The 14,915-nt window shown below is 33.3% G+C and carries 16 protein-coding genes; 3 read left to right on the forward strand and 13 right to left on the reverse strand.

Annotation, left to right across the window (positions count from 1 at the left end):
• Window positions 1-8: 8 nt before the first annotated feature.
• From DET63_RS04255 to DET63_RS04275, 5 genes are all read right to left on the reverse strand, one after another.
• Complete coding sequence (locus DET63_RS04255) at window positions 9-833, reverse strand: MBL fold metallo-hydrolase (RefSeq protein WP_113935960.1); 825 nt, start codon at window positions 831-833, stop codon at window positions 9-11.
• Window positions 834-862: 29 nt separating this feature from the next.
• A complete protein-coding gene (locus DET63_RS04260; protein WP_113935961.1) occupies window positions 863-1,426 on the reverse strand; it encodes a DUF7010 family protein in 564 nt (187 codons plus the stop codon).
• A gap of 21 nt (window positions 1,427-1,447) precedes the next feature.
• The gene (locus DET63_RS04265) at window positions 1,448-2,314 is read right to left on the reverse strand and encodes a phosphotransferase (RefSeq protein WP_113935962.1); all 867 of its coding nucleotides are present in this window, start codon (window positions 2,312-2,314) and stop codon (window positions 1,448-1,450) included.
• A 110-nt stretch (window positions 2,315-2,424) separates the two neighbouring features.
• The gene (locus DET63_RS04270; protein WP_002014049.1) at window positions 2,425-2,916 is read right to left on the reverse strand and encodes an NUDIX hydrolase; all 492 of its coding nucleotides are present in this window, start codon (window positions 2,914-2,916) and stop codon (window positions 2,425-2,427) included.
• Window positions 2,917-2,921: 5 nt separating this feature from the next.
• On the reverse strand, window positions 2,922-3,671 hold the full coding sequence (locus tag DET63_RS04275; protein WP_113935963.1) for a Nif3-like dinuclear metal center hexameric protein: 750 nt from the start codon (window positions 3,669-3,671) through the stop codon (window positions 2,922-2,924).
• Window positions 3,672-3,755: 84 nt separating this feature from the next.
• On the opposite strand from DET63_RS04275, the gene DET63_RS04280 reads away from it, so the two are divergent.
• Window positions 3,756-3,965 (forward strand): hypothetical protein, encoded by a 210-nt coding sequence (locus DET63_RS04280; RefSeq protein ID WP_002066340.1) that lies wholly within the window; start codon window positions 3,756-3,758, stop codon window positions 3,963-3,965.
• Window positions 3,966-4,000: 35 nt separating this feature from the next.
• Here DET63_RS04280 and DET63_RS04285 read toward each other — a convergent pair whose 3' ends face one another.
• The 5 genes from DET63_RS04285 to DET63_RS04305 all read right to left on the reverse strand — a co-directional run bounded on the left by DET63_RS04285 (window position 4,001) and on the right by DET63_RS04305 (window position 8,539).
• Window positions 4,001-4,900, reverse strand: coding sequence for a PhzF family phenazine biosynthesis protein (locus DET63_RS04285; RefSeq protein WP_113936103.1), 900 nt, complete (start codon window positions 4,898-4,900; stop codon window positions 4,001-4,003).
• Between the two features lie 59 nt (window positions 4,901-4,959).
• Window positions 4,960-5,664 (reverse strand): SDR family NAD(P)-dependent oxidoreductase, encoded by a 705-nt coding sequence (locus DET63_RS04290; RefSeq protein ID WP_113935964.1) that lies wholly within the window; start codon window positions 5,662-5,664, stop codon window positions 4,960-4,962.
• Window positions 5,661-6,224 (reverse strand): GNAT family N-acetyltransferase, encoded by a 564-nt coding sequence (locus DET63_RS04295; RefSeq protein WP_113935965.1) that lies wholly within the window; start codon window positions 6,222-6,224, stop codon window positions 5,661-5,663. The genes DET63_RS04290 and DET63_RS04295 overlap by 4 nt, the downstream gene beginning before the upstream one ends.
• A gap of 144 nt (window positions 6,225-6,368) precedes the next feature.
• On the reverse strand, window positions 6,369-7,871 hold the full coding sequence (locus tag DET63_RS04300; RefSeq protein ID WP_113935966.1) for a class I adenylate-forming enzyme family protein: 1,503 nt from the start codon (window positions 7,869-7,871) through the stop codon (window positions 6,369-6,371).
• Window positions 7,872-8,005: 134 nt separating this feature from the next.
• Window positions 8,006-8,539, reverse strand: coding sequence for an NAD(P)H-dependent oxidoreductase (locus DET63_RS04305; RefSeq protein WP_002066333.1), 534 nt, complete (start codon window positions 8,537-8,539; stop codon window positions 8,006-8,008).
• A gap of 124 nt (window positions 8,540-8,663) precedes the next feature.
• Here DET63_RS04305 and DET63_RS04310 point away from each other — a divergent pair, with 124 nt between their 5' ends.
• Window positions 8,664-8,987 (forward strand): winged helix-turn-helix transcriptional regulator, encoded by a 324-nt coding sequence (locus tag DET63_RS04310; protein ID WP_113935967.1) that lies wholly within the window; start codon window positions 8,664-8,666, stop codon window positions 8,985-8,987.
• A gap of 524 nt (window positions 8,988-9,511) precedes the next feature.
• On the opposite strand, the gene DET63_RS04315 is transcribed toward DET63_RS04310, so the two are convergent.
• The 3 genes from DET63_RS04315 to DET63_RS04325 are packed head-to-tail and all read right to left on the reverse strand — an operon-like array spanning window position 9,512 to window position 13,512.
• Window positions 9,512-11,980: an ABC transporter permease gene (locus DET63_RS04315; RefSeq protein WP_113935968.1), complete on the reverse strand. Its 2,469-nt coding sequence runs from the start codon at window positions 11,978-11,980 to the stop codon at window positions 9,512-9,514.
• Window positions 11,977-12,690 carry an ABC transporter ATP-binding protein gene (locus DET63_RS04320; protein ID WP_113935969.1) on the reverse strand — a complete coding sequence of 238 codons (714 nt, stop codon included), beginning with the start codon at window positions 12,688-12,690 and terminating at the stop codon, window positions 11,977-11,979. The genes DET63_RS04315 and DET63_RS04320 overlap by 4 nt, the downstream gene beginning before the upstream one ends.
• 21 nt (window positions 12,691-12,711) lie before the next feature.
• Window positions 12,712-13,512: a lipoprotein BA_5634 family protein gene (locus DET63_RS04325; protein WP_002137382.1), complete on the reverse strand. Its 801-nt coding sequence runs from the start codon at window positions 13,510-13,512 to the stop codon at window positions 12,712-12,714.
• 709 nt (window positions 13,513-14,221) lie between these two features.
• Between DET63_RS04325 and DET63_RS04330 the strand changes: the two genes are divergently transcribed.
• The gene (locus tag DET63_RS04330) at window positions 14,222-14,914 is read left to right on the forward strand and encodes a response regulator transcription factor (protein ID WP_002137384.1); all 693 of its coding nucleotides are present in this window, start codon (window positions 14,222-14,224) and stop codon (window positions 14,912-14,914) included.
• Window position 14,915: the final 1 nt, after the last annotated feature.

The following is a 14,915-nucleotide window of genomic DNA, read 5'->3' on the forward strand; positions in this document are numbered from 1 at the left end:
CTCTCCTTTTAAGTATGAAACAACTTTCCTTCTATAGCTTTCACATATCTTTCCGCAGAACGTTCAACTGCCTCATTTGCATTTTCTTTTACTACTCGGTGAAAAGCATTATATAAACGATTAAATTGTAACGGTTTCACTCGATTCGCCATTTTCTCAACTTTTCTCGCCGGTAATGGAATTAAATTGGGATAGCTGTACATGAAGCTCACCCACTGTTGATCCGCTACAACTTGTATGATATCACCTGTTAATAAAATACCTTTCCCATCATTTCCTTCTTCCCAGTGTAATACAGAACCGCCGCTAAAATGCCCTCCGAGACGATGAACAGTAATTCCATCCGCTAATGGTAAAGACTCACCAGACCAATAAATAATACGACTACTTGGACGCATAACCCACTCTTTATCGTCTTCATGTATATAAATTGGTACATCTAATATTTCTGCCCACTCTACTTGCGTTGAATAATAATGCGGATGAGATAGTGCAATCGCATCTAATCCGCCCCACTCTTTTATCTGTTCAACTGTCGTTTCATCTAAATAAGTAATACAATCCCATAGCAAACGATATGACTCTGTTTTGATTACAAACGCCGTTTGCCCGATCGCAAATTCTGGTTTTGTCGTAATACTATAAAGCCCATTTTCTTCTTCTATAATTTCATTTTTATATGTATCACTCGTTTGCAAGTTTTCTAAAGTCGTCCAAGACTGCCCTTTCGGATTAACATATTGTCTCTCCTCATCACAAATAACACAACTTACCGGTTCTTCCACACTCGCTGCATACTGTACTCCACACGTTGTACAAACGAAATTATTCATAGTTATTCCCCTATCCCTTTAATTTTTTATTAAGCTGATATTTGTTGATCGTTTTCTGCTTTTTTATTTTCAAGTGATACGCTTATAAGAGTAATAAAGTAGACAACTGTAACCGCCATAGGAATTACAATAAATCCTTTTTCCGCAAAAAGAATCCCACATACTGACGTTACTAATACAGTTCCTACTGATAAAAAACCATAACTTTTACTTTCATAAATCCATACATATGGTAAAAAATGAACACCTATTAACATCGCTACTACAAAAGGTAAGCACTCCGGAAATTGAAAATATGCAAGTAATACAAACGGGATATTCAATACATTTATCCCACCAATTACTCCAGCTAAAGTCCCTAGCGGGTTTCCTTTCGCAAACATGTCAATTTTTAATATAGCAGCTATCATTAAGCCGAAAGGAAACACACAGCCCATACCAATTAAATATACCCACACAACTTGCTTTTCTGAAAGAAGAACACCAGTTATGCTCGCTACAATCCAAAATAAAAGACCAGCTATTATAACAGGAAATCCCTTCTTCGTTTTTTGTGCTAAATCGCTTTTTGCTTCTGAAATGTTCTTTTCTATATCTCCCCCAAAATATAAGTGCTATAATGTCGTCTTATTTTCGCTATCGAACATAATCTCATTCATCCAATAACGCCAAACTACTAAGTAATCTTCTAAATCTTTTGGGTGGTGTCTTATACACGTATCTATACGTAAATATAAGCCTATGACTATTTCCTCATATAAATTTCGTTCTTTTTTATGAAATACACATTGTTTTATCACATAATCAATCGTTTCTTTTGTTACATCTTCTGGAGTTGAACAGAACGCGTAAATTAAATCATATATAGGATCTCCTAGTACTGGTAATGGATCAATTACACCATACAGCTCATTCTCTTGGAATATAAAATTATGAAATCCGAAATCACCATGTAATAAAAATGGCTGATTTATTCCAGTCCCCCTATTTGGACTATTCGCTAGTTTAAGAACAATTCTATACTCTTCCTCACTTATGTAACGTCTTACATTTTCATAAGCTTTCATCACATTTGCCGTTAAAAATTCATTCCAAGATTGAACCAGACTTTCTTTCCATCCCCAGCCATCTGCACCTGGAACAATTTTATACTTATTGATAACTTCTTTTACAAGTGTAATAAGCGTACTTCGTTTATGTCCTTGTTCGTACGAAGTACTACCTTCAAGGAAAGAATACACAACATATGTATGTAAAGGTTCTTTATACAAAAGCTTTGAAAATAACGCATTCCCCTCATAAAAAGAAAGAAAATTAGCTTCTTCACGTATTACTTTCGCTTCATTCGATTTCACAACATATCTTCCATCCAACAAATATACAGTACTTGTCGTTCCTCCGCTCAACACTTTCATGCTATTTGGATAATGTGAAATAATCTTCTCATTAACTAATTGTTTAGCGATTACTGAAATGTTCATTCACTCACCCTCACGTCTGAAGATTCCTTCAATTCAAAAGACAACTTTACTATTATTTGACAATCACAAGAGAATCCCTTCTAACATCTTAATATTACAGAAACTAATTTTCATTTTATCAAAACGGCTTCCTTCAAGATTTCATCATATAATTCATTCCATTTATAATGATACGCTGCACTCTCTTCTACTCTAACAAACATCCTTTTATCGGATTCATACTCACCGTCAAACTTATGCACTTCATTAATCTCCATCCGGTAGAACGGCTGATACCCTACTTTTGGATACGGACTATTTTCATTCCAATTTGGATTATCACTATGGTCAACGATAATATATCCAAATAAAGTACATTCTCCTTTTACATAACCTTCTTCCCACGCTTCTCTTTTAAAACATTCTTCTGGTAGTTCCCCTTCTTCTATATGCCCACCAGGAAAGTCCCAACCACGCTGCTCATGGTCTATCAGTAAAACCTTATTATTATGAAAACAAAAACCGTGAACACTCGTGATTCTTTCGTATTCTGGCAATATACAATCTTTTTTCCACGTTAACCTCACTTTTGATTCCCCATAATTTGCGCATATAGTTACCATTTCCCTCACTCCAAATGCTCTTCATTTAATCTAATAATCTCTATTGCACGATCTCTTTCTTTTAACTTACGAGCCAAACTTTCTACACCAAATACTTCTGTAAATGTGTGGCTTCCTACAATTAAATTTATCCTTTTAAATTTTGCATGTTGCACCGTATATAATGTTTTTTCTCCTGTTATGTACGTATCACAACCTTTTTCTAGCGCACGCTCAATCAAATTTGTATCGTTCCCTGCACCTGTCAATATCGCAATCCGTTTCACTGGTCTGTCATGATTTTTCCAGCTCTTCACTTTCTCTTCCATTCTCTCTTCAAGTTTTTCAACTAAATTTGAAAAGGGAATCGCTTCTTTATATTCTCCTATTCCCGGTAGCTCTTCTTCCTCATACGTGGAATATTCCAGTATTGTATCAATCCCAATTTCATTAAATAACGACGTACACGTGCCAAACTTTACAAAATCTAACGGCAAATGAATCCAAAAATGATTCATTTCATATTCTTTTAATTTCTCAATACAAGCCTCTTCCATACCGAATAGAAAACTCCACGGTGCATGATGTGTCACTATCATATCGACACCATTTCTATACGCTTCTTCAATTGTTTCTAGCGTCAAATTTGTCGTGTAACCTATTTTGTGAAATTCCTCTTTACTAATGTGAGTAAAGCCATACTCGTCATCACCGTATTTATTTAGATGCTCTTCAAAAAGTGATGTAATATGTTCTTTAAACTGCGTTATATTCATTTTCATTTCTCCTTTCATTTACTTTTATATTTCAAAAATAAGGAAATACTATTTAACGACGTTACATACATATAGGAGGACAATATGAAACCTGAATTTTTAAAAGCTATACATGAAGCGATTGGAAATGTTGAGCATATTCATATAGAAGAAAGTGGTGCAGATAGTTTACTTATCCACCATGATGATGCACAGCAATTAAAACAAGTTGCTGAAACGTTAGAACACAATAATTTCCGCTCTACTATTAGAACAGCTGGAGATGCTTCTTATATTGAAGTGTTGAACAGATAAAGAGAAGTCCCAGCTATGTGCTGGGCTTTATTCTTTTATATTGAAATTTCAAACTCTTTCACATACACCGCTGTTCCAGCAATATCAATTTGTAAGTTATCATTTTCTACATCTTTCGTTACATAAACCATTACACGACCATCTTTATTTATTTCCTGTCCTTGCTCAACGATTAACTCCAGTTCATGGTCAAAATCTTTCTCCAAATACGTCGCATAATACGCTCCCATTACACCTGAAGCTGTTCCTGTCACAGGATCTTCTATTGTTCCAGAATAAGGTGATGAGAAATGACGACCGTGCATTTTTGCTTCTGCATCATATGTTTCCAAGCAAAGTGGATGAATAGAAGCGTTAGATATTTCTTTTAATACCGATGGAAATTTATCATTATTAGGTTTCATTCTTTCACATGCATCTAGATTTTTAATCGGTACAATTACAGTCCAGTTCCCCGTACTTCCATATACAATCGGTACACTTGCATCTAAATCCGTTACTTCCAAACCGATACTATGAGCTAATTCTTGTTTTGAACCTGCAAAATCTTTAAACTGAGGTGCTGCCTGCCTCATTTTAATAAAGGTTTCTCCATTTTCATTTGCACCTATTTGTATTGGTAAAACACCTGCCTTCGTTTCAATCGTAAGGTTTGTTTTTTCTTCTAATAAACCTCTTTCACGCAAGGCATATATAGTGCCAACTGTCCCATGACCACATAAATTCATTTCAAACCCTGGTGTAAAATAGCGCATTCTTATATCTGCTACTTCTGAAGAAAGAACGAAAGCTGTTTCGTTAAATCCAACCTTTTCAGCAATACGCTGCATTTCCTCTTCCGTTAATCCATCCGCCTCTAGTACAACACCTGCTGGATTTCCCATATTTGGTTTATTCGTAAATGCGTCGTAATGAAATACGTTTATAGTCTTCATTTCTTTGTCCCCTAATCTTCTTCTAACTTTCCAATTGTTAATACTTGTAAGATTGTACTTTACCACTTCAATTCCCCTACACCCGGCTCAATAAACTTACCCGAAACATCCTCATTTGAATCTATTACCCAATCATATATATTTTTTGCTCCTTCAGCCGGAGTCATATTCGCATCAAAGGCACCAATGTCAGTCTTTAATTTTCCAGGGTGAATTGCGGTTACACGAATTCCTTTATTCTCAAACTCTTGTTGTAAGCAGAGCGTTAACATATTTTGTGCGGCTTTTGCGATCCGATATGAATATGAGAACTTACCTTGTGGAAACTCTTTGTTCGCCATTTTATGCAATGAACCTAAACGAGAGGATACATTTATTATTCTTGGTTGATTCGACTTAGTTAAAGCCACATATGTACCTTTTACAGCTCGAATAACTCCTAAGCAATGAACATTAAATAGTTCCATTAACTCTTCAGAATTTGTACGTAAAATCTCGGTTTCCTTACCAGTAATTCCAGCGTTATTTATAACTAGATCAATATACTTTGTATATTCCTCCAGCTGGTTCTTAATTTGCTCCGTACTCTCATCAATCGATAAGTCTGCTAATATAGGAAAACATCTAGAACTAAACATTTTCTTCAATTGCGTTACCGCAACCTCAGTTCTAACTAGCGGATAAACAATATGTCCATTTTCATGAAACACTTTCACTAGCTGTAACCCTAATCCACGATTTCCACCTGTAATAAGTACCCTCATATATCCATCTCCTTATTTTTATAATAAATAAGAAAATCTGCCCACTTACCATTCCCCATAGAAAATGCCTCTCTCGTACATTCAAATGAAAAACCAGCTCTTTCTGCAAGACGAATAGATGGCTCATTATCGATATGTATATGTAATTCGATTCTATGAAATTGAAGGCCATTAAAAAACAACGGCAGCGCAGCTATTACACTTTCTGCTCCGTATCCATTTTTCCAATATTGATTATGAATAGAGTAGCCCATCATCGCCCATTGATAGTCCATACGTAAAATTTTTATAAGTTCTAGCTTTCCAATATTGGCGCCATCTTCTTTCTGAAAAATACCTAGAACGTACATTTCATCCCGTCTTGCCGCCTCATCAAATCCTCTTATCCATTCCGTAAACCATTCTTTCGTTGAAGACGACATGTCATGATAGCCATCATCGTATTTATATTGAGATGGTAACCTCTTATTGAATCCATCTAACCAACTTTCATAATCCTCTTTTTGAAATGGACGAATAATCAGTCTCTCTGTCTCTACTTGTAATAGTGGCAGCTTCATTTATATCTCTTCCTTTAATTGTTAATTGAATATTCTTTATTATCTTACACAAAATACAAAATCTAGTAAATCATTATGTTTTTTATAAACAAAAATCCAGTTATGCTTTTTACATAACTGGATTCTTCATTATTTAATAACCTTTTATTTCACAAGAAAAACATCCCTTAATTCCCTCTTCAACACTTTCCCTAAAGCGTTTTTCGGTAATTCGTCCATAAATACAACTTCTGGTATTTTATAGCTTGCTAGTTTTTCTTTACAATGCTGAATAATCTCTTCTTCTGTTAAAGACGTTTGAATGTCCTTTACAATGTAAGCTGTTGGAACCTCCCCCCAAAAGTCATTTGGGATCCCAACTACTGCAACTTCTAAAACGCCATTTATTTCATGAATTACATCTTCTACTTGATCTGGATATACGTTGTCACCACCGCGTACGATAACGTCTTTATATCTTCCCATAATATGTAGAAATCCATCATCATCTATCATACCGGCATCACCCATGTTAAACCAATTATCTTTTACTACCTTCTTTGTTGCCTCTTCATTATTCCAATATCCTTTAAACATGTACGGGCTTTTCACGTGAATCTCTCCAACTTTATTTGTTGTTAGCTCATCACCTGTTTCTGGATGAACAATTTTCAGCTCTACATGTTTCAAAGTTTTCCCTACAGAAGACATTTTTTCTTTTCCCATATTTGGATGCCAAGAAGTTACTACCCAACCTTCTGTACTCCCATAACCTTGCACCATATAAATGCCTTTTTCCATATATTTTTGAATGAGTGTTTCTGGCACCTTTGTACCACCACTTTGCGCTACTTTAAAGGCCGAAATGTTGCGCTCTTTTTTATCTAATTCATCAAGCATGTAACTATAAACAGCTGGGAACGCAAGCATCGTAGTAATTTTCTCTTCTTCAATCTTATCCCAAATAAGAGTAGGATTCGAATCAGCTAAAAAGACCATCGTAACGCCATGATAAATACAATTTAAAATAGAAAGCACGCCACTCATATGAAACAATGGGTGCACTGATAAAAAGCGTTCACCTGCTGGAATTTCTCTTTGCCCCGCAATTTCAGTAAAATAATGGTGTAAGTTTTTATGACCAATTACACATGCTTTTGCCTGTCCAGTCGTTCCTGAAGTAAATAAATAAATGGCATCATCATCTTCATGAACTTCCACATTCGGCTCTGTTATTGGCTGTTCCTTTAATTTTAATTCAAATGAGCCAAATCCTTCTTTTGTCGTCTCAATTACATAAGGAATTTCTTTAACTCCATTAATCTTTAATACAACTTCACTAAATTCATCATCAATAACTAATACTTTTAATCTCGCTTCTTTTACAATCGATTCTAATTCATAAGCAGTAAGCTGATGATTAAGCGGAATAAATACCGCTCCAATTTTTAAGCTTGCCATCATAACGCTTGGAAACGGATGATTATTTTTGCATAAGATCCCTATGCGATCCCCTTTTTGTACACCACTATGTAACAAGTAATGTGCAAGCTGATTTACTCGTTCATTATATTGTTGAAACGAATACCTTTTCTCTCCCCCAACAAGCGCTTCCAAATTTGGTGATTGTATTGCTCTTTTTGGTAATAATTGTCGCATCGTTCTCAAGTAAAACTCCCCTTTATATATGTTAGGTTTTTTATTTTACCAGATTAAATATTAATTTACTAAAGATTACACTTAGTGAATATAAAATAAATAAAAAATAGCCATCTACTTATCAAGTAAATGGCTATTTCTCCTCATATATTAGAATACTTCTTGTTCATAACATATTGTACATACTCAGGTGCACTTTTATTAATCTCTTCATCACTGATTTCATATTCTGCTCCATATAAATAAAATGATGGTATAAATTCCATTCCTGTATATAAGCTTGTAGCGTGAAATGGTTTCGTTAATTCATCCATTGTGGTTCCGCTATTTTTATAGTCTTTTTCTAATCCACCTATAGAAATAGCTACACCAAACTCTTTCCCCTTCACTTTATCCCCATTAGATCCGTAAGCAAATCCATATGTTAATACATCGTCAAACCATTTTTTTAATAATGGTGGTGAGCTATACCAGTAGAACGGAAATTGAAATATATATCGGTCATGTTCTACTAACAGCTTTTGTTCCTCTTCAATATTAAACTCCCAATTTGGTGCCACTTTATATAGTTCATGCACCGTAATTTCATCTGAATATTTCTCAAGTTCTTCTACCCATCTTTTATTAATTCGAGACTTTTCAATATCAGGATGTGCTACAATTACAAGTGTTTTCATATATTTTCTTCCCCCTTATAAATAATTCAAACGCTTTAGTATTAGTATGAATGAGTCACATATAATTGAAAAGTACGTACTTTCAGGTGCTATAGGAACCTTGAGGTACCTTTGGAGGTGTTATATGAATCAAAATGATGACTGCCCAATTGCAACGACACTCGATGTAATCGGTGGAAAATGGAAAGTTTATATTTTATGTGTTTTGATGGATGGAAAAATGCGAACAAATGAAATCAAACGAGAAATTCCAAACCTTACACAAAAAGTTCTTACACAGCAACTTCGGCAACTTGAAGCTGATGGGATTATCCATCGTACCGTATATCAAGAAGTACCACCAAAGGTTGAGTACACAATAAGTGAACACGGAAAATCTTTAATGAAAATTATGAATGAACTATTTGAATGGGGAAAAGATCATCAGATGAAAAGATTAAATGACTAAAAGAACCCTACCTACTTTGTTACATCTTCTATGCAAAGAATTCTTTTGAAATTTTGTAATAGGAGTATCGTCACATAACTATTAAGTTAAGAAAATAGATTACCCCCAAAATGAACTTCTTTGCTATAAAAGACAAAAAGTTTCTGTTTTGGGGGCACTATAAAATTTAAACTTGATACCGATGTGTTACTAACCCAATTTGATATAGGCTTCGTGAATTTCGTGTGTTTGTCCTCGTTGTAGCTGGAATGGATTTGGCAATTATTACAGAAAAAAGAAACAACCTCTACTATGATTGACGTTGTATGAGCTTAGCTTGATAGCGATGTGGCTGAACCCCTAAACTTACAATTTTCTTTTTTCGGTCGTATCGGGCCTTATAGCATTTAGGTAATCAGCTATTTGTTAATCGTGAGGCAGATATTTTTAGCTAAAAACCCAATAATAGAAATATAATACAGATTACGAACCCTTTTACACGTATCTCGGCTGAACCTCAGAATCACATATTGTTATGACTACTGCTATTCTTCTCTAATTACATCTATAACGTTATCCTTTTTAATTTTCCGAAGCGGAATTAGTACCGATACATAACTAATCAACAGTGCAGTTATAAATGTGATAAAGCTAGCCTGATAAGGAATAATCCATTCAAACGACACCGTATTTGACAGTGCTACATAAAGAATATACGACAGCATACAGCCGAAAAAGATTCCTTGTATACTTCCAAAGAAACCGTACAGGAGTCCTTCATATATAACCATCTTTTTCAAATCCTTTTGCGACATACCAATCGATTTTAAAGCAGCTAATTCTTTTCTTCTCATAATGATGCTGACTGTAATGGTATTTAAAATATTTACACAACCAATCAGTGTAATAACAGCTATAAATCCGTACCCTAATATTTTTATATAAAGTATATTATCTTTATGGAAATTACTTTGAACAATATTATTTTTTACATCTATAGGTGCATCTCCACCCAGTTTCTTTTGTATATCTAAAATTGTAGCATCAGCCTGAGCTTGATTTTCTAATTCAATTTCAAAACCTGTTAATTTTTGTGGGGATTGTGTAATATAATCAGCTACTTGTTCGCTAGTAATAAAAGTTATGGTATCCATCGCTCTGCTCATATTAAAAATATCCAATTCTACAATTGCGGCTATTTTTAAAGTTTCTAGTTTTTCTTCATTGTAGGAGGTTTCCTCTGTAGATTTTCTTTCCTGCTGACTTGTTAATTGGATTTCATCCCCTACCTGAAAAGTACTTAGAGAACCTATATATTTTTTACTTGTATTCATATCATTTGATGCAGCTTGTTTTACTAAAATAACTTCTTTTTCACGATTTAATTTTGAAATATCAATTCTTCCACTAGTTACATTTTCAGCTAGTTTCTTTAAACTATTCTCATCGTATGCTTTTATTTGTGTTTTCATAATTTCTACAGTTTGATTATTATATTTTACTTTTTGATACAGCGATTCATTTCCTTGTAATTCTTTAATTTGTTTATTTTTTGGTACTTTCGTATAAAATTCATTTGCCTGATATTGCTTGTACAGCTTCTCTACATTATTGACTTTATAAATATTTCGACTCATACGATCTATGCTAGGCTTGTCTAAATTTGAATTAAGCATAACTGATATGTCCGATTTTAGAGCTTGAATTTCCGGTTGTTTACGCTGAATGACAGTATCTATGAGAAACGTAAACGTAATATACAGTACACTACTTATAATAATAGACAATATTGTAACTGTATATCTATTGGGATTCCTTTGGATATTTTTTAATGCCATACTTAACGGAAAAGATAGTGGTTTCTTTAACTTTGTTCTCTTTTTTTTCTTTATTTTTTCTTTTTTTATAGCTAATCGGCTACTTACGGCCAGTAACGGTGAAATTCTACCTGCAAAAAAAGCAGGAAAATAGCTTGAAATATAGACAGTTATCAATGTAATTAAAGAACTTACACATATAATTAACCAATCGAATTTAATTGTATATCCCATAGCGTTTTTAAGTACGTTTATCAGTACTTGATTAAGTAAAAAGACTACTAATATACTGCACAAAATCCCAAAAAAGATAGCAATAATAGAAAGAAATGTTGCTTCCCTTATCACAATTTTTCTAATTTGTTTTTTTGTAGCTCCTATACTTCTCAATAACCCAAACTGTTTCATTCGCTCTACTATACTAATTTGAAATGCATTGTAAATAATAACAATCGTAGAAATCACAACAATCCCAATACTAATAGTGGCTGCCACCATGATCTCCACACTAGGCTTTAAGGCTCTCTTTAATTCGTTATTTACTTTTATATTTTCTTTATTCGTCAATAATTTAAATTGATTTTCAACTTCATCAAAGTTTGCGTACTTATTGAATTCAATCAATACGCTACCTTCTCCAACTTTAAACTTATTTTTATATGTCAATAATTGACCTGTTTTATTTTCCTGAGTACTACTAGACTTATTTAGCAAACCAACAAGTTTATATTTTTTTTCATGAATAGTAAACATACCGCCTACTTTAAGATTGGGCCCAAAGTAAGGTAGCATCCATTTTTCCAAAACAGCCTCGTTTTCATTTGAAGGTAGCTTACCTTGTACAGGCATACTAGAATTTAACAGCTTTAATGCTTGTTGGTCTGCATACATATAAGAGACAGCTATTTCATCAACATTGAGCGTCTCTCCTGGAGTTATGGTGCCATAAGAAGATATATTCGGATTACTTTTTATCATATTGAAAAGCTTTTGATTATAATTTTCAACTGAAATATTTGCGGAACCCATAGAACCTTTTTTAGCATTTTCAATTCCCGAAGTGTATCCGCTATTAAAAAACAGTCCAATCGTTGTTATTAGCGCCAATGCTAAAATAATCCCTGTTAATGTTAGCAAAGTACGTTTGATATTACTTCTGAGATATTTTTGACTTAACTGTTTGTAACTACGAATCAATATTCCTCCCCTCCACAGTTTGCATGATTTTGTACTAATTGTTTATCTGAAATAATCATTCCATCTTCAATGGTTATTATTCGATCAGAATTTGATGCGATAGCAGGGTCATGGGTAATTAAAATCACCGTCTGATTATATTTTTTAGCTGTTACTTTTAATAAATTCAGAACTTCATTTGTATTTTTTGTATCTAGATTTCCGGTTGGTTCATCCGCTAAGATAATATCAGGTTTATTTATAAGAGATCTACCAATAGATACCCTTTGTTGTTGACCACCCGATAATTCAGATGGCAAATGATCTCGTCTTTCATTTAATCCTAGAGTTCGTATAATTTCATCCAGGTAATGATCATCTACCTGTTCCTCATCCAATAGAGCTGGCAAAGCAATATTTTCTTGTACATTCAAGACAGGAATCAAATTAAAAAACTGAAATATAAAGCCAACTTTTCTTCGGCGAAAAATAGATAGTTCATTATCTTTATAATTGTAGATATTTTCACCTCCTATAAACACATTTCCTGAACTCGGACGATCCAGCCCTCCTAAAATATGCAATAACGTACTTTTACCAGAACCTGACGCTCCAACTATGGTTACGAATTCTCCCCTATGAATGGAAAGATTAATTCCTTTTAACGCCTGTACTTGCGTTTCTCCCTCTCCATATATTTTTACTACATTTTCTAATCTAACAACCTCCATACAACTCATCCTTTTCACAGATTAATTTTGAATCTCTACAAAATAGATTTTATCCTTATCGTAGTCACCATTCTCGTCTTTCACTTCATACACTTTTGTAATGTTTTCAACCACCTTTTTTACCTTGTTTTTATTTTTATAATCAAAATTTTCTTTTGCAAACTTAATTAACGAAAGACTTACTTCTTTTTCTTTTAATTGTTTATATGTTTCCTCATTAACAATTACTATTGGTGATGAAAAATAACCAATCCAATTATTTTGTTCAATATGTTGAACAGGTATCATTTGTCCATTTAAATTTAAATTCCCATCCTTTATTTCCTCATCTTCTGCTGTTTTCCTATAAAACAAGTTTTTTCCACTCGCTAATTCTTTTATTTCTTTTACCGGGGTTGAAGTCATTGAAGAACTATCTTTTTCTAAGGGCGTTCTTATAATTCCTTTTTTTAAGAATTTTTCAGCTGTAGATTTTGTAATTACCGCATATTGTTTCTTTCTAACAAATGGTTTATCAAGTTCCTTATCCATCTCTTCTTCAGTCATATTTCCTGCTTTTTCTTTCCATTCTTTCTTAATTTCTTCGTTCTGTTCGGTAGTGAGTTCTTGTTTTATTAATTCTGTGACCAATTTATAACTATAATCTGCTGTTTGTACGTTTTGATCTTTATACAGATTTTTAACAGCAGATATATTTTCTTTCGTTCCCGATACCATGATACCGTTTACTGGTTGTGAGGGACCATTTATATAACGATTTACAGCAAACCCTATACCTATAAAAATTGCTGTTACTGCTAGAAATCCTATTACCTTTTTCATTTTCTTCCTCCTCATATACTATGTTTAATCTGGGATTAGAACAGTGGTTTTCTTCTTTAAATAAAACAGTGGCTAAAATGCTAAAAGTCTTAATAAAGAATGATTACCTTCAGTATAGACGTCTTTAATTGCTAATTGAATAACTCTTGTCTTACTATATATACTTTAATCTTACAGTTTAGTAAGATTACTAAATCTAACTTTTTATATACTCGTAACTCTGCTCAAGATATATTTTAAAATTGTACACTTAAATGGCTTTTATACACTTATTTAAGTACACACATACTTTTCAAATTCTCGAAAATCCGCTCCCATTCGGCTCTTAATCTCAATGAGCTGTTTTTAAAATTCATTTACATAATTAATGCGAATCCAATTTTCATTTAACATTTTTGTATAAGATAACTTTAATAAAACATTACTGATTTTATAAAGACGTACAAATTCAACAGGACTCTATTACAAGGTTTTTCAAAATATAAGCAAGAACATGTATGAATTACGTAAATATTCTGCTTTAAATAATTGTTGTATCTTATTATGTGCTGAAAAGCTGAAAGCCGATTTGGGTATTATGCTTATACTCAGAAAAGCCTCTAAAAGTCCATTTCCATACTAAACTATTTTAAATTAGCCAATCAACGTGTAAAATAACTGTCATAATCTAAAATACTGCCATAATCAAAGACAAATGAGGAGAGATACTGTGGATAAAGTATTATTCGTTGAAGACGATAACGATCTAGGAATGGCTATTGAGTTTACTCTAAAAGGAGAAGGACTTGAGGTTATAAGAGTTTCTACTGTACAAGATGCAAAAGATCAATACGAAAATAATAAATTTGACTTAGCTATATTGGATGTTGGACTCCCAGATGGAAATGGGTATGATTTATGTACCTATCTTAAAAGAAAAGGTGATATACCTATTATTTTTCTCACAGCACTAGATGAGGAGGCAAATGTAGTAATGGGCCTTGAAATTGGTGGGGATGATTATATAACAAAACCCTTCAGGGTAAAAGAGCTATTATCTAGAGTAAAGGTACAATTAAGAAAAAAAATTAAAACAGCTTCTAATACTATATTGAGGTCTGGAAATATACAGCTTGAAGTTGAGGCGGCCAGAGCTTTTAAGCATGAGAAAAGTATAAATTTAACGCATTTAGAATACAAACTCTTATTAACGTTAATGCTAAATCCTCATAAAGTATTACAAAGAAATGAGATATTGAAAAAAATAGCAGATGAAAGTGAAGTGTTTTTCGATGAAAATACTCTTTCTGTTTATGTAAAAAGATTAAGAAGTAAAATTGAGGATACTCCACAAAACCCTAACTACATAATCACACAAAGAGGTCTCGGATATTATTGGAATAAAGACGTCAGTAAGGAGTAAT

The organism is Bacillus sp. DB-2 (assembly GCF_003315125.1).
GTDB lineage: Bacteria > Bacillota > Bacilli > Bacillales > Bacillaceae_G > Bacillus_A > Bacillus_A mycoides.